Consider the following 16460-nt stretch of genomic DNA (forward strand, 5'->3'; position numbering starts at 1 on the left):
ATAAGCCGTAAGGAGTACGCCATGAGCGATTCGGACGCCTGGGCCAAGGCCTGCGCCGAGGACCTGCAGGCCGAGAAGGCCCGCCGTCGCGCCGCCGCGGGCGCGGAGCCCGGGTCGGCGGCCGAGGAGTTCCGCAAGCTCTTCGACGCCGTCGCCGACAAGGTCTCCACCCTGCGCGGCCCCCTGGCGGGCATGGCCGCACAAGGCACCGTGCAGCAGTTCGTCAACCAGGCGAAGGCCGCCGTCGAGCCGATCATCGACCGGAACCCGCAGGTCTTCGACCACCTCGCGGCCGCAGGGAACGAGCTGCTCGCCGCCTACCGCTCGGCGGTCGAGAACCACGAGACCCGCTGGACGCGCGACGAGCCGAACGACCCGCGCCGCGACCGGACCCCGCAGGACCCGTCCCAGGACGCCTCGAAGGACGCCTCGAAGGACACCCCGCAGGGCCCCAGGCCCGAGGACGACGGGCCAGGACCCGGGCGCCCCATCGACCTGGACTGATCAGTACGGTCGGCCCCCTCGGGTACGGTTGGCCCTAGCGGGGCTCGACCGAAAACTGAGGGACACATGGGACTCACCATCGGCGTCGACATCGGCGGCACGAAGATCGCGGCCGGCGTGGTCGACGAGGAGGGCAACATCCTCGACACGCACAAGGTGCCCACCCCGCCGACCCCCGAAGGCATCGTCGACGCGATCTGCGCCGCGGTCTCCGAGGCCGGCAAGGGCCATCAGATCGAGGCTGTCGGCATCGGTGCCGCGGGCTACGTCGACGACAAGCGCGCCACCGTCCTCTTCGCGCCGAACATCGACTGGCGGCACGAGCCGCTGAAGGACAAGGTCGAGCAGCGGGTCGGCCTGCCCGTCGTCGTCGAGAACGACGCGAACGCGGCGGCCTGGGGCGAGTACAAGTTCGGTGCGGGCAAGGGCCACGAGGACGTCATCTGCATCACCCTCGGCACCGGTCTCGGCGGCGGCATCATCATCGGCAACAAGCTCCGCCGCGGCCGCTTCGGCGTCGCGGCCGAGTTCGGCCACATCCGGGTCGTCCCTGACGGCCTGCTGTGCGGCTGCGGCAGCCAGGGCTGCTGGGAGCAGTACGCCTCCGGGCGCGCCCTCGTCCGGTACGCCAAGCAGCGTGCCAACGCCACGCCCGAGCGGGCCGAGATCCTCCTCGGTCTCGGTGACGGCACCGTCGCGGGCATCGAGGGCAAGCACATCAGCGAGGCCGCCCGCGCCGGCGACGCGGTGGCCATGGACTCCTTCCGTGAGCTGGCCCGTTGGGCGGGCGCCGGTCTCGCCGACCTCGCGTCGCTCTTCGACCCGTCGGCGTTCATCGTCGGCGGCGGGGTCTCGGACGAGGGCGAGCTGGTGCTCGACCCGATCCGGAAGTCCTTCCGCCGCTGGCTGATCGGTGGCCAGTGGCGTCCGCACGCCCAGGTCCTCGCCGCCCAGCTCGGCGGCAAGGCCGGCCTGGTCGGCGCCGCCGACCTGGCCCGCCAGGGTTAGCTTTTCCGTACGGCCTCCACCCGCCCGTCGCGTCCTCCGGGGAGCGGCGGGCGGGTGTCGTATGTTGCAGGGCATGGCGATCACCCCGCTGCCCAACTCCCGTACCGAGGCGGACGGTTCGGCCGTCGTCCGGGTCCTCACCTACAACATCCGCTCGATGCGGGACGACGAGGACGCCCTGGCCCGGGTCATCCGCGCCTGCGCGCCCGACCTCGTCTTCGTCCAGGAGGCGCCCCGATTCTTCCGCTGGCGCAAACACGCGGCCAGGCTCGCCGCGAAGAGCGAACTCGTCCTGCTCAGCGGCGGCGCGACGGCCGCGGGACCGCTCCTGATGTGCTCGCTCCGGGCCACCGTGGAACACACGGAGGACGTGCTGCTGCCGCTCACCCCCGGGCTCCACCGGCGCGGTCTCGCCACCGCCGTCGTACGGTTCGCGGGCGCCCGGGTCGGACTGATCAGCTGTCATCTGAGCCTGCGGAGCGAGGAACGGTACGCCCAGGCCGGCATGCTCCTCGACCGGGTGGCCGGCCTCGACGCCCCGCACACGATCGTGGCCGGAGACCTCAACGAGCGCCCCGGCGGCCGGAGTTTCACCCGCCTGACCAAGGAGCTCCAGGACGGCTGGGCGGTCAGCCCCTGGGGCGGCGAGTACACCTCGACGCCCTCGGAACCGCACCAGCGCATCGACGCGATCCTGGCGACCCAGGGCGTCGAGTTCCTCGGCTGCGGCGTTCCCCAGGACCTCGACCCGGTGGACCTGCGGGCGGCGACGGACCACCTGCCGGTCCTGGCCGCCGTACGGATCCCGGCGTCCTGACCCGAGGGTCCTCGCGGGCCACGCCACGCGCGACGGCCCCCGCTCGGCAGTGCGCGGGGGCCGTACGTGAGGTCGGCGCGGGCTACACCACCGCGCCGCGTCCCGGGTCGTCGTAGCCGTCGTCATCGTCGTCGTGCTTCATCCGGCCGACCAGCGTCGCGAAGCCGCCCAGGAAGCCGCCCACGCCCAGGGTGGTGAGCCACCACGTCATGTCCCACTGGAGCAGGACGGCGAGGAGGAGCAGCACCGGGCCGCCCACCACGCCGAGCCACGCGAACTTCGTCGCCGCGTCCGCCTCCGGCAGCGGCGGCGGCTCCGGCGGGACGAAGTGGCCCTCGCCGTCGTCGTCGCCCTTCTTCGCCGCCTTGCCCGACTTCTTGCCGTCGCCCTCGCCCCCGCCGTCGCCCTCGCCGGGCTCGGCGTCCGGGTCGGCCAGGGAGTAGTCCCGGGGGCCGCCGCCCACACCTACGCCGACGCCGGGCGCGAAGACGATCGAGCTGCCGAGCGCGGGCTTCGCGGGCCCGTCCTCGTCCTCCTCGTCCTCGGCTTCACCGTCATCGCCGTCACCGTCACCGTCATCGTCGGCTTCGCCTTCGTCCTCGCCGTCCACCGGCTCCGGGAGCGCCAGGTCCTCCACGGACCGGAACGGCCTCGCCCCCGGCGGGTCCGCCGGCTCCTCGCCGTACCCGGCGACGATCGCGGCCCAGGCCGCCTCCTCGTCGATGGGCTGCGGGTCGCGCTCCCCGTCCTGCTGCTCAGCCACCGCTCGTGCTCCCCTTCTCCCCGACGACATCCGGAGCGAGCCGGCCGACGAACGCCCAGCTCTCCTCGAAGATCCGCTCCGCGTCGTGGTCCAACGTCGCCACGTGGTAGCTCTGTTCCAGCAGGAGCTCCTTCACGTCCGTGGAGGAGATCCGGCTGAGCACCCGCGCCGAGTCGGCCGGCGGGACCACGTGGTCCTGCGGGCTGTGCAGCACCACCACCGGCTGCGTGACCTGCGGCAGCTCCGCGTCCACCGTCCGGAAGAACTGGCGCAGGGAGTGCGCCGCGTGCAGCGGCACCCGGTCGTAGCCGATCTCGGCCACGCCCTCCTTGGCGATGTCGCTCGCGATGCCGTTCGTCGAGCGGACGAAGTGGCGGACGACCGGCAGCGCGTGCGCCGCCAGGCCGTGCACCTTGTTCCCCGGGTTCACCAGGACGAGACCCCGCACCGCGTCCCCGTGCTTGGCCGCGAGGCGCAGCGCCAGCGCCCCGCCCATGGAGAGGCCGAAGACGAAGACCTGCTCGCAGCGGGCCAGCAGGTCGCGGAGCTCCCGGTCCACCTCCGCGTACCAGTCGTGCCAGCTGGTGAGCTGCATGTCCTCCCACCGCGTGCCGTGCCCGGGCAGCAGTGGCACCGACACCGTCAGCCCGCGCTCGGCCAGGTACTCGGCCCAGGGGCGCATCGACTGCGGGGAACCGGTGAATCCGTGACAGAGAAGGACGCCTACCTTGCCGCCCTCGTGGCGGTACGGCTCAGCTCCAGGAAGGACCGGCACCGGGGTCTCCTGTTCGGGGGTTCGGCTTCGAGGAGTGCGGGTCTTCGACGAAGCGCGGGCGAAAAAGGGGAAGGCCTTCACGGTACGCGACCGGACCGACACCCGACCAGGGCCGTTCGCACGAAGGTGCCGCGGCTACGGCCGCACCGGCGCGGGCGGGCGCGAAAAGGCGGGATAAGGTCTGTCCGACGGCACACGGAAGGTACTCGAGTTGATCTACGGCGCAATGAAGTTCTCGATCGGCGGCTCACTGAAGCTCGCCTTCAGGCCGTGGGTGGAGGGCCTGGAGAACATTCCCGCCGAGGGGCCGGCGATCCTCGCGAGCAATCACCTCTCCTTCTCGGACTCCTTCTTCCTTCCCGCCGTCCTCGACCGCAAGGTCACCTTCATCGCCAAGGCCGAGTACTTCACCTCGCCCGGAGTGAAGGGCAAGCTCACCGCCGCCTTCTTCAAGGGCGTCGGCCAGGTCCCCGTGGACCGCTCCGGCGCCCGGGGCGCGGGCGAGGCGGCGATCAAGGCCGGTATCGAGGTCATCGAGAAGGGCGGGCTCTTCGGCATCTACCCCGAGGGCACCCGCTCGCCCGACGGCCGGCTCTACCGGGGCAAGCCCGGCGGCCTCGCGCGCGTGGCCCTGGCCACCGGCGCGCCCGTGATCCCCGTCGCCATGATCGACACCGAGAAGATCCAGCCGCCCGGCAAGGTCGTCCCCAAGCTGATGCGCCCGGGCATCCGGATCGGCGAGCCGCTGGACTTCACCCGCTACCAGGGCATGGAGGGGGACCGCTTCATCCTGCGCTCGGTGACCGACGAGGTCATGTACGAGATCATGAAGCTGTCCGGCCAGGAGTACGTCGACATCTACGCGACGGCCGCCAAGCGTCAGATCGCGGACGCCGAGAAGGCCGCCAAGGAGGCCGTGAAGGCCGAGATCGCGGCACGGGAAGAGTCCGGCGCCTGACCCCTTCGGGGAGGCGCCCGGGGGGTGGGGGAGATGGCCAAGCGCGAGCGTGTCGTGCGGATGTCGGTCGAGCAGCCGCTGTGGCGCGCGCTCACGGCGTACCGCGTCCTGACGATGATCTACGCCGTCCTGATCTTCGTCTTCGGTCGGGACCGCTACGAGCGCCCCTGGGTCGCCGTCGCCTTCCTCGCCTTCCTGTGCGTCTGGACCCTGGCGACCCTCCCGAAGGTGGCGAACGCGGCCGGCTGCACCAAGCGCTTCCTCGTCGCCGACCTCACCATCGCCCTCACCGGCATCCTGCTGACTCCGCTCGCCGACGAGCAGGCGCGCACGGTCGACAGTCCCACCCTGCCGTCCATATGGACCGCGGGCGCCGTCCTCGCGTACGCGATCAAGGGCGGCTGGCGCTGGGCCGGCTTCGCCTCCTCGCTGGTCGCCGTCGCCAACATCATCGAGCGCGCCCACCCGACCCGGGACACCCTCCACAACGTGCTCCTGGTCTGGGTGGCGTCGATCGCCATCGGGTACGTCGTCGAGGTCGCCCGGGCCTCCGAGCGCACCCTCGCCCGCGCCCTGGAGATCGAGGCCGCGACCCGGGAGCGGGAGCGGCTCGCGCGGGACATCCACGACAGCGTCCTACAGGTCCTCGCCATGGTGCAGCGACGCGGCACCGCCCTGGGCGGCGAGGCCGCCGAGCTGGGCCGGATGGCGGGGGAGCAGGAGGTCGCGCTGCGCACCCTGGTCGCCGGCGGACTGACCCGGCCTTCGCTGGTCTCCGAGGACGAGTCGGAGGGGGCGGTGGTCCGGATCGTCGAGGAGCCGGACGAGGACTCCCCGGTCGATCTGCGCGCCCTGCTCGCGCCGCGCGCCGGGGCGCGGATCACGCTCTCGGACCCGGGCGCCCCGGTCCTGCTGTCGCAGGCCGCCGCCCGTGAGCTGGCCTCCGCCGTCGGCGCGGCCCTGGACAATGTCCGGGTGCACGCGGGCGAGGAGGCTCAGGCGTGGATCCTGGTCGAGGACTGGCCGGACGAGGTGATCGTGACGGTACGGGACGACGGCCCGGGCATCCCGGAGGGGCGGCTCGCGCAGGCCGAGGGCGAGGGGCGGATGGGAGTCGCCCTCTCCATCCGCGGCAGACTCCGGGATCTGGGCGGCACGGCCGAGTTGATCTCGGTACCGGGCCAGGGCACGGAAGTGGAACTGAAGGTCCCGAGGGACACACGGGGGAAGGCGGGAACGCGATGAGCGCGCAGCAGACGGAACAGCAGGCGGAACAGCAGGCCGAGCGGCAGATCAGAGTGATGGTCGTGGACGACCATCCGATGTGGCGGGACGCGGTCGCCCGCGACCTCGCCGAGGCCGGCTTCGACGTGGTGGCCACGGCGGGCGACGGCGAGCAGGCCGTGCGCCGCGCCGGTGCGGTCGGCCCGGACGTCCTCGTCCTCGACCTCAATCTGCCCGCCAAGCCGGGCGTCCAGGTCTGCAAGGAGCTGGTCGGCGCCAACCCCGCGCTGCGGGTCCTGGTGCTCTCCGCGAGCGGTGAGCACGCCGACGTCCTGGAGGCGGTCAAGTCCGGGGCCACCGGCTATCTGCTGAAGTCGGCCAGCACGGCCGAGCTCATCGACGCCGTGCGCCGCACGGCCGTCGGCGACCCCGTGTTCACGCCCGGCCTCGCGGGCCTGGTCCTCGGCGAGTATCGCCGGCTCGCCTCCGAGCCGCTCCCGGCCGTGGGCGCCGACGAGCCCGGGGCGCCCCAGCTGACCGAGCGCGAGACCGAGGTGCTGCGGCTCGTGGCCAAGGGGCTGAGCTACAAGCAGATCGCCGAGCGCCTGGTCATCTCGCACCGGACCGTCCAGAACCACGTGCAGAACACCCTGGGCAAGCTCCAACTGCACAACCGGGTGGAGCTCGTCCGGTACGCCATAGAGCGCGGCCTCGACGACGCCTGACCCGCCGCCGGCCCGGTGGGGCCGCCGCGGACAATTCACTCTCCGTGCCGTGTCGGAGTGACCCACGTCACTACTAGCGTGGGCCGTACACCCCGTCCGCCACGGCGAAGGAGAGGCTCCATGCGCGTCGGCGTACTGACCGGAGGCGGCGACTGCCCCGGTCTCAACGCGGTCATCCGAGGCATCGTCCGCAAGGGCGTCCAGGAGTACGGCTACGAGTTCACCGGGTTCCGCGACGGCTGGCGCGGACCCCTGGAGGGCGTCGCCGTACCGCTCGACATCCCGGCCGTCCGGGGCATCCTGCCGCGCGGCGGCACGATCCTCGGCTCCTCCCGGACCAACCCGTTCACCGCCGAGAACGGCGTCCGCCGGATCAAGGAGAACCTCGCCAAGTACGAGATCGACGCCCTGATCGCGATCGGCGGCGAGGACACCCTCGGCGTCGCCGCCCGACTGGTCGACGAGCACGGCGTCCGCTGCGTGGGCGTCCCGAAGACCATCGACAACGACCTCTCCGCCACCGACTACACCTTCGGCTTCGACACGGCCGTCGGCATCGCCACCGAGGCCATCGACCGGCTGCACACCACCGCCGAGTCCCACATGCGGGTCCTGGTCGTGGAGGTGATGGGCCGCCACGCGGGGTGGATCGCGCTGCACTCCGGCCTCGCCGGCGGCGCCAACGTCATCCTCATCCCCGAGCAGCGCTTCGACGTCGACCAGGTCTGCGCCTGGGTCCACTCGCGCTTCAAGGCCACCTACGCCCCGATAGTGGTGGTCGCCGAGGGCGCGATGCCCAAGGACGGGGACATGGTCCTCAAGGACGGCACCCTCGACTCGTACGGACACGTCCGGCTCTCGGGTGTGGGTGAGTGGCTCGCCAAGGAGATCGAACGCAGGACCGGCAAGGAGGCCAGGACCACGGTCCTCGGCCATGTGCAGCGCGGGGGCACGCCCAGCGCCTTCGACCGCTGGCTCGCGACCCGCTTCGGCCTGCACGCCATCGACGCCGTCCGCGACGGCGACTGGGGACAGATGGTCGCCCTGCGCGGCACCGACATCGTCCGCGTCCCCATCGCCGAGGCCACGGCACGGCTGAAGACCGTCGATCCGGCGCTGTACGCGGAGGTGGGCGTCTTCTTCGGCTGAGCGCCTCCCGCCATCGTTCAGCAGGTCACGCGGACCGCTCCCGGGGATCGTATATTCGCCCTTACGTGACAATTCCGGCGAAACCCCGGGAGGGGATCCGTGGACATCCTGGCATTCGGCGTGCAGGCCGACGAGAAGCCGCTGATCGAGAAGGCCTTCGCGGGACGCCACGACGTCCGCTGCCTGGACGTCTTCCTCACCGAGGACACGGCCGCCATCGCCTCCGGCTACGAGGCCGTCTCCACCAGCGTCAACGCCGACCTCGGCAGCCGGGTCCTGCGGACCCTCGCGGCCGGCGGGACGAAGCTCATCGCCCAGCGCTCCACCGGCTTCAACAACATCGACCTCGACGTGGCCGCGCGGCTCGGCCTCACCGTCGCCCGGGTCTCGTACTACTCCCCGTACTCCGTCGCCGAGTTCGCCTGGACCCTGGCGATGGCCGTCAACCGGCGGATCGTCCGCGCCTCCAACAGGACCCGCGACTTCGACTTCCGGCTCGACGGGCTGATGGGCCGCGACCTGCGCGGCCGTACGGTCGGCGTCGTCGGCACCGGGAAGATCGGCGAGGGCTTCACCCGGATCGCCCACGGCTTCGGCATGAACCTCCTCGGCTGGGACGTCGCCGAGAACCCCGCCTGCGTCGAACTCGGCATGAAGTACGTCGAGAAGGAGCAGCTCCTCGCCGAGTCCGACCTCGTCAGCCTGCACGTGCCGCTGCTCCCGGCGACCCGGCACCTCCTCGACGCGGCCGCCCTGCGGACGATGAAGGACGACGCCATCCTGGTGAACTCCAGCCGGGGCGGCCTCGTCGACACCGAGGCCCTGGTCTCCGAACTCCGCGCGGGCCGGTTCGCCGGCGTGGGCCTCGACGTGTACGAGGCGGAGGCGGGGCTCTTCTTCCTCGACAAGTCCCTGGAGGTCGTCGAGGACGACACCCTGGCCCGCCTGGTGACCTTCCCGAACGTCGTGGTCACCTCCCACCAGGCGTACTACACCGCCGACGCGGTCGGCCAGATCATCGACACGACCGTCCAGAACGTCCTCGACTACACCGAGGGCAGGCGCAGCGAGAACGTCCTGGTACCGGCGGTGCCCTAGGGGCCCCTGGCCCTCCTAGACCAGCACGCCCGCGAGCAGCGAGGCCGTCAGTGCCGCCCCCTCCATCGTCAGCACCGACTCCGGGTGGAACTGCACGCCCGCGAAGCCCGGCCCGCGCAGCGCGTGGACCTCGCCCGTCTCCTCGTCCCGGCTCACCTCGATCCGGTGCAGGGCCAGCTCGGTGGCGGTCCGCTCGTCGCAGCGGGCCGTGAAGCTGTTGTAGAAGCCGACCGTCTGCTCCTGCCCGAAGAGGTCGATCCGCACCTGCGCCCCCTGGAACGGGGTGCGCTTGCGGACGATCTCCAGGCCCAGTTCGGCCGCGATCAGCTCATGACCGAGGCAGACGCCGAGAAGGCCGTGCCGGTGGTCCCGTACGAGATCGGCCGTGAGGCCGCGCAGGAAGCGCATCTTCGGATCGGCCGCGTCCGACGGATCCCCCGGCCCCGGGCCCAGCACCACCGGCCCGTCGTGGGCGAACGCGAGCTCCCGCAGCCCCGGCTCGTCGTAGCGGACCACCGAGACCTCCAGGCCCGAGGAGCGCAGCAGGTGCGCGAGCATCGCGGTGAAGGTGTCCTCGGCGTCGATCACCAGCGCGTGACCGGTCAGCTCGGCCGACCTCACCTGCATCCGCAGCCAGAACGGCGCCAGATCGGCCCGTCGGGCGTCGAGCGCCGCCCGCACCCGCGGATCGTCCGCGAGCCGCGCCGCCATGGGCGCCTCGTCGCGCGGCCGCCCCTCCCGTACACCGAGCGCCGCGAGCACCCCCGCCGCCTTCGCGTGCGTCTCGGCGACCTCGCCGGCAGGGTCGGAGTGCCGTACGAGCGTGGCGCCGACCGGCACGCGCAGGGCCCCGTCGGGAGAGATGTCGGCGGTCCGGATGAGGATGGGCGAGTCCAGGGTCTGCGCCCCGCTCTCGTCGGTGCCGAGCAGGGCGAGCGCGCCCGCGTAGTAGCCCCGGCCGCCGGCCTCGTGCCGCTCGATGACCCGGCAGGCGTTCTGCACCGGCGAGCCGGTGACCGTCGCCGCGAACATCGTCTCCCGCAGCACCTCCCGTACGTCGAGGGAGGAGCGGCCCCGAAGCTCGTACTCGGTGTGCGCGAGGTGCGCCATCTCCTTGAGCCGCGGCCCGATCACCACGCCGCCCATGTCGCCGACCGTGCACATCATCTTCAGCTCCTCGTCGACCACCATGGAGAGCTCCTCGGTCTCCTTGCGGTCCGCCAGGAACGTCAGCAGCTCCTCGGGGGTGGGGGCGGCCCCGGCCGGGTAGCGGTACGTCCCGCTGATCGGGTTCATGACGACCGTTCCCCCCGACATCCGGACGTGCACCTCCGGGCTCGCCCCGACGAGGGTCCGGTCGCCGGTGTGGACGACGAACGTCCAGTACGCGCCCCGCTCACCCGCCAGGAGCCGCCTGAACAGCGCGAGCGCGTCGGCCCGTCCGAAGCCCGGGATCTCCCCGGTGAACGTCCGCCGGATGACGAAGTTGGCGCCCTCACCGGCGCCGATCTCCTCGTCGATCACCCGCCGCACGGTCTCGGCGTACGCCCCGTCCGACACGTCGAACCCGCCGCCCTCGACCCGTACGGAGTGCGTCGGCAGCTGGTCGAGCGCGTCGGCGAGCGGCAGTTCGTACGTCTCCTCGGCGACGAGGAAGGAGAGCGGGGTGCCGTCGTCGCGGACCTCGAAACCGCGCTCGCGGATCTGCCGGAACGGCACGAGGGCGAGCGTCGGCAGGGCGCCGACGGGCAGCTCGGCGAGGCGCTCGGCCTCGTGGACCGCGCCGATCAGCACCTCGACGGTGTCGTGGTCACGGCCGGGGGTGCGCCTGCGGAGCAGGGCGAAGGGCGGGCAGGAGTCGTCGAGGAGTCGGGAGAGGTCCATGGGCGTGCGTCGTTCCTTCCGGGTGGGAGAGGAACGGCCCTGGGAACGCAGAAGGCCGCCCTCTCGGGCGGCCTTCGCGTGTGGTGTGGGGTACGCGCAGTCAGCGGGCCGCCGGAGGAGCGGGCCACCACCAGTTCAGGGTCGTCTGCGCGAACATGCGAGCACCTTATCCCAGCGGGGCATGCGGAAGGGGCCCGGTTCACACCGTGGACGGTGCGAGCCGAGCCCCTTTCATGGCCTCGCCGATCTACCTGTGGATCAGAAGATCAGGTTGTAGATCTGCCAGCCGCTGCCGACCTTGACGCGGGGCGCGTACGGGGCGGTGGCGCTGCCGGTGCCCTTGTAGTACCAGAGCGCTCCGGTGGTGTCGCGGCCGATGAGGTCGACCTTGCCGTCACCGTTCAGGTCGCTCGGTCCGACGAGCGAGTTGTAGGTCTGCCAGCCACCGCCGACCTTGACCCGCGCGGCGAACGGCGTGGTGGAGCTGCCGGTGCCCTTGTAGAACCACAGGTCGCCGGCGGGGTCGCGGGCGATGAGGTCGGCCTTGCCGTCGGCGTTCACGTCGCCGGTGGAGACGAGCTGGTTGTACATCTGCCAGCCACCGCCGACCTTGACGCGCGCGGCGAACGGGGTGGCCGGGTTGCCCGTGCCCTTGTAGAACCAGAGCAGGCCGGACTTCTCGCGGGCTATCAGGTCGGGTATCGCGTCCCCGTTCAGGTCACGCGCGCCGATGATCTTGTCGTAGATCTGCCAGCCGCCACCGGTCTTGAGCCGGGCCTTGAACGGCGCGGACGGGTTGCCGGTGCCCTTGTAGTACCAGAGGACGCCGGCCGGGTCCCGGGCGACCATGTCACCGGTGCCGTCCGCGTGCAGCGCGGTCATCGGGGTGACGGTGTTGAACATGTTCCAGCCACTGCCGACGCGGTACCGGGTGAGGAACGGCGCGGTGGCGCTGCCGGTGCCCTGGTACTGCCAGAGGACACCGGAGGCGTCACGGGCGAGGAGGTTGTAGCGGCCTGCGGCGGAGACGGGCGCGGCCGCGGGGGCCTCGGTGACATCGGTCGCCTTCACCCACGCCATGCGGTGGTTGTACCTGATCGGGATGTACTCGTCGGTGCCCACGACGTTCTTCTGGGAGCTGCCGAACCAGTCGTCACCCTTCATCGCGGGGCCGGCCTTCACGTACGCCTGGCCCGCGGGGAGCGAGTACCTCGTGAAGTAGGCGCCCGGGTCCGACGGCGGGGCCTCGCCGGCCGCGGTGTAGGCGGCGGTCTCGGGGAAGGAGCGCCCGTAGATCCGGGCCGTGACGCCGGCCTTGGCCTTGATCACGGCCGGGGAGCCGGTGACCGGGGCCGTGTACTGGCCGCCGGGGTTGTAGAACCAGGCCTTCTGCCCGCCGTACCAGATCGCGGTCCAGTCGTTGCGGGCTTCGGCGACGACGTACGTGCCGCCCGCGCGGACCTTGTTCCCCCAGTTCGGTCCGTCACTCCACACCACGTTGGGGATGTACGGGTCCTTGATGGGCGTCGCGGTCGACGCGGTGGTGTACAGGTAGCCGAAGTTCGCGGGCCGGGCGGCGACGGTGCTGCCGCCGTACGTGATCTTGGGCTGGTTCGCCGTGGTGAACGGCGGTACGACACGGACCAGCTGACCGGCCTTGAGCAGGCCGCCGGCGCCGCCGGCGCCCGTCGGGGCACCCATCAGCGACATGTAGTGGTTCCAGTCCCAGAACGGGCCCGCGTCCCAGTGCATGCCGGCGATCTTGGCGTCGTTGTATCCCGCCACCTCGTCGTGGCCGATGATGTGCTCGCGGTCGAGGGGGATGCCGTACTTGGCCGCGAGGAACTTCACCAGTGCGGCGGAGGACTCGTACTGCGGCTCCGTGTACCAGCTGCCCGCCTTGATGGCGTAGCCCTCGTGCTCCACGCCGATGGCGTGCGAGTTGGTGGTCCAGTTGCCCGCGTGCCACGCGATGTTCTTGTTCTCGACCATCTGGGTGACCAGGCCGTCCGAGGCACGGATCAGGTAGTGCGCGCTGCCCTTGGCCGTCGCGCTCTGGAACGTGGCGATGGTGCCGGCGTAGCTGCCCTCGGTGTCGTGGACGACGATCTGCCGGATGTCGACACCGCCGGCCGGGCGAGGGGCGAGCGTGTAGTTGCGCTGTCCGGTGCTCGGGACCTCGGCCGGGATGTAGTTGCACTGCAGGCCGGACGGGCACTCGGGCGTCGGCGTCGCGGTCGTCGCCGCGAAGCTCGCGGCCAGCGGCACGTCCGACGGCTTGACCGGCTCGACCGACGGGTCGGCCGGCAGGACGACCTGCTCGCCGTCCGTGGTGAGCTCCCGCTCACCCGTCTTGATCGATTCGAAGACGCGCTTCGCGAAGAGGTCGGCGCCCTTCTTGTCCGGCGACTCGCTGTAACGCGCCACGGCGGCGTACCACTGACCCGGGTCGTCCGGCAGGTCACCGGTCGCCTGCTTCTGGTACTCCGCGAGCAGCGCCGCACCGGCGCGGATGCTCTCCTCGGTGTCGTTCTTCAGGGTCTCGGCGGAGCCGTCGATCAGCCCGGCGGCCTTGTCCAGCGTGTGCAGCCGCGGATCGTCGGTGTCGACGGTCTCCTTCGGCAGGCTGCGCAGCGCCTTGGCCTTGTCGAAGGTCTTCTCGATCTCCTCCTTGCCGCTGGCGTTGAGGTGCGCGAGGCGCTCGTCGTCGTCGTGCACCGCGACGTCCTCCGGGTCGACGTCCGTCAGACCCATGACGTTGTACGCGCCGCTGGTGCTCGGCTCGCCGTTGTGCGACTCCCACCGCGTCTGTCGGTACGACACGGCCATCAGCACGCTCTGCGGAACGTCGAACTCATCGGCGGCCGAGGCGAACTGCGCCTGCAGTGACGATTCCCCGCCCGCCTTGCCGTCCGAGGAGCCCAGCATGCCCGGCGACGCCACGGCGATCGTGCCGATCGTCGCCGTCGCGACGACGGCCGCCGCCGCGCCGTACAGCAGCCGTCTCTTCTTGCGGTCCCTGCGGTGCCCTTGGCTCACGCCCACCCCTGTGAAGTATTTAGGCCTCAGATGTTTAAACGCGCGTGAGAGTAACACCACCCGAAGGCGTGACGATCGTGGGCGGACATTACGGACGCGCGTCTCAGCCATTGGGCGGCGCGATGGACAGGGCGTCGGACACCGTAATGTGGTGGTTGTGACCGTGAACGCTAAGACCACCGCAACCGGTGGCAACACCTGGCGAGACCTTCCCGCGGCGCAGCAGCCTGAGTACCCCGATGCCGAGGCTCTGCGCGATGTGATCGCGGACCTCGAGTCGTATCCGCCGCTCGTCTTCGCGGGCGAGTGCGATCAGCTGCGCGCCCGCATGGGAGCCGTCGCCCGTGGCGAGGCGTTCCTGCTCCAGGGCGGCGACTGCGCCGAGGCCTTCGACGCCGTGTCCGCCGACCACATCCGCGCGAAGCTCAAGACGCTGCTCCAGATGAGCGCCGTCCTCACATACGCGGCCTCCGTGCCCGTCGTGAAGGTCGGCCGCATCGCGGGGCAGTACTCCAAGCCCCGCTCCAAGGGCACCGAGACCCGCGACGGCGTGACCCTGCCGACGTACCGCGGCGACTCCGTCAACGGCTTCGACTTCAACGAGAAGGCCCGCATCCCGGACCCCGAGCGGCTGAAGCGGATGTACAACGCCTCCGCCTCCACGCTCAACCTGGTGCGCGCCTTCACCACCGGCGGCTACGCCGACCTGCGCCAGGTGCACGCCTGGAACCAGGACTTCGTGAAGTCGTCCCCGTCGGGTCAGCGCTACGAGCAGCTGGCGCGCGAGATCGACAACGCCCTGAACTTCATGAAGGCCTGTGGCACCGACCCGGCCGAGTTCAAGGCCGTCGAGTTCTACGCCTCCCACGAGGCGCTGCTGCTCGACTACGAGGGCGCCCTCACGCGTACGGACTCGCGCACCGGCAAGCTGTACGACACCTCCGGCCACATGGTCTGGATCGGTGAGCGCACCCGCCAGCTCGACCACGCCCACATCGAGTTCGCCTCGCAGATCGCGAACCCGATCGGCATCAAGCTGGGCCCGACGACCTCGGTCGACGACGCGCTGACGTACATCGACCGGCTCGACCCCGACCGCGAGCCCGGCCGGCTGACCTTCATCGTCCGCATGGGCGCGGACAAGGTCCGGGACAAGCTCCCGGAGCTCGTCGAGAAGGTCACCGCCTCCGGCGCGACCGTCGCCTGGGTCACCGACCCGATGCACGGCAACACCTTCGAGGCGGCCTCCGGCCACAAGACCCGGCGCTTCGACGACGTGCTCGACGAGGTCAAGGGCTTCTTCGAGGTCCACAAGAGCCTCGGCACCCACCCGGGCGGCATCCACGTCGAGCTCACCGGTGACGATGTCACCGAGTGCGTGGGCGGCGGCGACGAGATCTTCGTCGACGACCTGCACCAGCGCTACGAGACGGCCTGCGACCCGCGGCTCAACCGCAGCCAGTCCCTGGACCTGGCGTTCCTGGTGGCGGAGATGTACCGCGATCAGTAAGTAGCTTCGTACGACGATGGGGCGCGGATTGCTGTGATCCGCGCCCCATGTCATATGCAGAGCTTTACACCTCGTAGGTCCCGGGTAAGGTTAGGTTAGCCTTATCGATCCCGGCGGGAGGTGAATCCGCGTGTACGTCTGCTCGTGTTTCGGTGTCACCGAGAAGCAGGTCAAGGAGCACGCGGACGCGGGCGCCTGCACGCCCCGCCAGATCGCCTCGGCATGCAAGGCCGGTACCGACTGCGGATCCTGCGTACGACGCATCCAGGCCATACTCGGGCGCGGCAACTGCCCGCGCCGGGAGCTGCTCGACCAGGGCATGCCCGCCCTGACGGCGGAGCTCGGCGAGCCGGACGAGCTGTCCGAAGCCGCCTGAGTCTGTCCAGCCGGCTCGGCTGGACGGTGTGATCAGCTCGGCTGCTCGATGAGCGTCGAGATGTACAGCGCATCGCCGAGGCTCTCGATCAGCTCCAGCTGCGTGTCGAGGTAGTCGATGTGGTGTTCCTCGTCGGCCAGGATCTCCTCGAAGAGGTTGGCCGAGGTGATGTCGCCCTTGGCCCGCATGACCTCGATACCGCGCTTGAGGCGGTCGATCGCCTCGACCTCCACCTGGCGGTCCGCCTCGAACATCTCCTTGACCGTCTGGCCGACCCGTACGTGGAAGAGCCGCTGGTAGTTGGGCAGACCGTCGAGCATCAGGATGCGCTCGGTGATCTTGTCCGCGTGCTTCATCTCATCGATGGACTCTTCGCGGGTGTACTTGGCGAGCTTGGTCCAGCCCTTGTTGTCCTGGATGCGGTAGTGCAGCCAGTACTGGTTGATGGCCGTCAGCTCGCCGGTCAGCTGCTCGTTGAGGAACTCGAGGACCTCGGGGTCGCCCTGCATCGCAGAGGCTCCTTCCACGCATGTCTAAGTCGTGACTGGGCAGGATGGCCGCATCCTTGCACCACGGTTGGGGGGCGTCCAGTAAGTGCAGGCTTAGTGGGACTTGCCCCGAACCGGCCCT

At 70.8% G+C, this 16460-nt stretch carries 15 protein-coding genes; 10 read left to right on the forward strand and 5 right to left on the reverse strand.

The window, feature by feature from the left end; all coding sequences use genetic code 11:
- The first annotated feature begins 21 nt into the window (after positions 1-21).
- The 3 genes from ACGFYP_RS24515 to ACGFYP_RS24525 all read left to right on the forward strand — a co-directional run bounded on the left by ACGFYP_RS24515 (position 22) and on the right by ACGFYP_RS24525 (position 2329).
- Positions 22-504 carry a DUF5304 domain-containing protein gene (locus ACGFYP_RS24515; RefSeq protein WP_393497331.1) on the forward strand — a complete coding sequence of 161 codons (483 nt, stop codon included), beginning with the start codon at positions 22-24 and terminating at the stop codon, positions 502-504.
- 66 nt (positions 505-570) lie between these two features.
- Positions 571-1512 (forward strand): ROK family glucokinase, encoded by a 942-nt coding sequence (locus tag ACGFYP_RS24520; protein ID WP_361961715.1) that lies wholly within the window; start codon positions 571-573, stop codon positions 1510-1512.
- A 73-nt stretch (positions 1513-1585) separates the two neighbouring features.
- A complete protein-coding gene (locus ACGFYP_RS24525; protein ID WP_393497334.1) occupies positions 1586-2329 on the forward strand; it encodes an endonuclease/exonuclease/phosphatase family protein in 744 nt (247 codons plus the stop codon).
- An 82-nt stretch (positions 2330-2411) separates the two neighbouring features.
- On the opposite strand, the gene ACGFYP_RS24530 is transcribed toward ACGFYP_RS24525, so the two are convergent.
- Together ACGFYP_RS24530 and ACGFYP_RS24535 are read right to left on the reverse strand one after the other, a co-directional pair.
- Positions 2412-3092, reverse strand: coding sequence for a hypothetical protein (locus ACGFYP_RS24530; protein ID WP_393497337.1), 681 nt, complete (start codon positions 3090-3092; stop codon positions 2412-2414).
- Complete coding sequence (locus tag ACGFYP_RS24535; protein WP_393497340.1) at positions 3085-3867, reverse strand: alpha/beta hydrolase; 783 nt, start codon at positions 3865-3867, stop codon at positions 3085-3087. Before ACGFYP_RS24535 ends, ACGFYP_RS24530 begins: the two co-directional genes overlap by 8 nt.
- Before the next feature lie 226 nt (positions 3868-4093).
- On the opposite strand from ACGFYP_RS24535, the gene ACGFYP_RS24540 reads away from it, so the two are divergent.
- The 5 genes from ACGFYP_RS24540 to ACGFYP_RS24560 all read left to right on the forward strand — a co-directional run bounded on the left by ACGFYP_RS24540 (position 4094) and on the right by ACGFYP_RS24560 (position 9021).
- On the forward strand, positions 4094-4825 hold the full coding sequence (locus ACGFYP_RS24540; RefSeq protein ID WP_393497863.1) for a lysophospholipid acyltransferase family protein: 732 nt from the start codon (positions 4094-4096) through the stop codon (positions 4823-4825).
- Between the two features lie 33 nt (positions 4826-4858).
- The gene (gene macS, locus ACGFYP_RS24545) at positions 4859-6070 is read left to right on the forward strand and encodes a MacS family sensor histidine kinase (protein ID WP_361961705.1); all 1212 of its coding nucleotides are present in this window, start codon (positions 4859-4861) and stop codon (positions 6068-6070) included.
- Complete coding sequence (locus tag ACGFYP_RS24550) at positions 6067-6774, forward strand: response regulator (RefSeq protein ID WP_393497344.1); 708 nt, start codon at positions 6067-6069, stop codon at positions 6772-6774. The genes macS and ACGFYP_RS24550 overlap by 4 nt, the downstream gene beginning before the upstream one ends.
- A gap of 120 nt (positions 6775-6894) precedes the next feature.
- The gene (locus tag ACGFYP_RS24555) at positions 6895-7923 is read left to right on the forward strand and encodes a 6-phosphofructokinase (protein ID WP_393497347.1); all 1029 of its coding nucleotides are present in this window, start codon (positions 6895-6897) and stop codon (positions 7921-7923) included.
- 99 nt (positions 7924-8022) lie between these two features.
- Positions 8023-9021 (forward strand): 2-hydroxyacid dehydrogenase, encoded by a 999-nt coding sequence (locus ACGFYP_RS24560; RefSeq protein ID WP_393497350.1) that lies wholly within the window; start codon positions 8023-8025, stop codon positions 9019-9021.
- 15 nt (positions 9022-9036) lie between these two features.
- Here the strand turns inward: ACGFYP_RS24560 and ACGFYP_RS24565 are convergent, their stop codons facing one another.
- Entirely contained in the window at positions 9037-10905 is a 1869-nt protein-coding gene (locus ACGFYP_RS24565; RefSeq protein ID WP_393497353.1) for an anthranilate synthase family protein, read from the reverse strand.
- A gap of 258 nt (positions 10906-11163) precedes the next feature.
- The gene (locus ACGFYP_RS24570; protein WP_393497356.1) at positions 11164-13944 is read right to left on the reverse strand and encodes an N-acetylmuramoyl-L-alanine amidase; all 2781 of its coding nucleotides are present in this window, start codon (positions 13942-13944) and stop codon (positions 11164-11166) included.
- Positions 13945-14101: 157 nt separating this feature from the next.
- On the opposite strand from ACGFYP_RS24570, the gene ACGFYP_RS24575 reads away from it, so the two are divergent.
- Complete coding sequence (locus ACGFYP_RS24575) at positions 14102-15454, forward strand: class II 3-deoxy-7-phosphoheptulonate synthase (RefSeq protein ID WP_361961694.1); 1353 nt, start codon at positions 14102-14104, stop codon at positions 15452-15454.
- 130 nt (positions 15455-15584) lie between these two features.
- Complete coding sequence (locus tag ACGFYP_RS24580; protein ID WP_361961692.1) at positions 15585-15830, forward strand: (2Fe-2S)-binding protein; 246 nt, start codon at positions 15585-15587, stop codon at positions 15828-15830.
- A gap of 32 nt (positions 15831-15862) precedes the next feature.
- Here ACGFYP_RS24580 and bfr read toward each other — a convergent pair whose 3' ends face one another.
- On the reverse strand, positions 15863-16339 hold the full coding sequence (gene bfr, locus ACGFYP_RS24585) for a bacterioferritin (protein ID WP_393497361.1): 477 nt from the start codon (positions 16337-16339) through the stop codon (positions 15863-15865).
- Positions 16340-16460 lie beyond the last annotated feature (121 nt).

Source organism: Streptomyces sp. NPDC048370 (assembly GCF_043200825.1).
GTDB lineage: Bacteria > Actinomycetota > Actinomycetes > Streptomycetales > Streptomycetaceae > Streptomyces.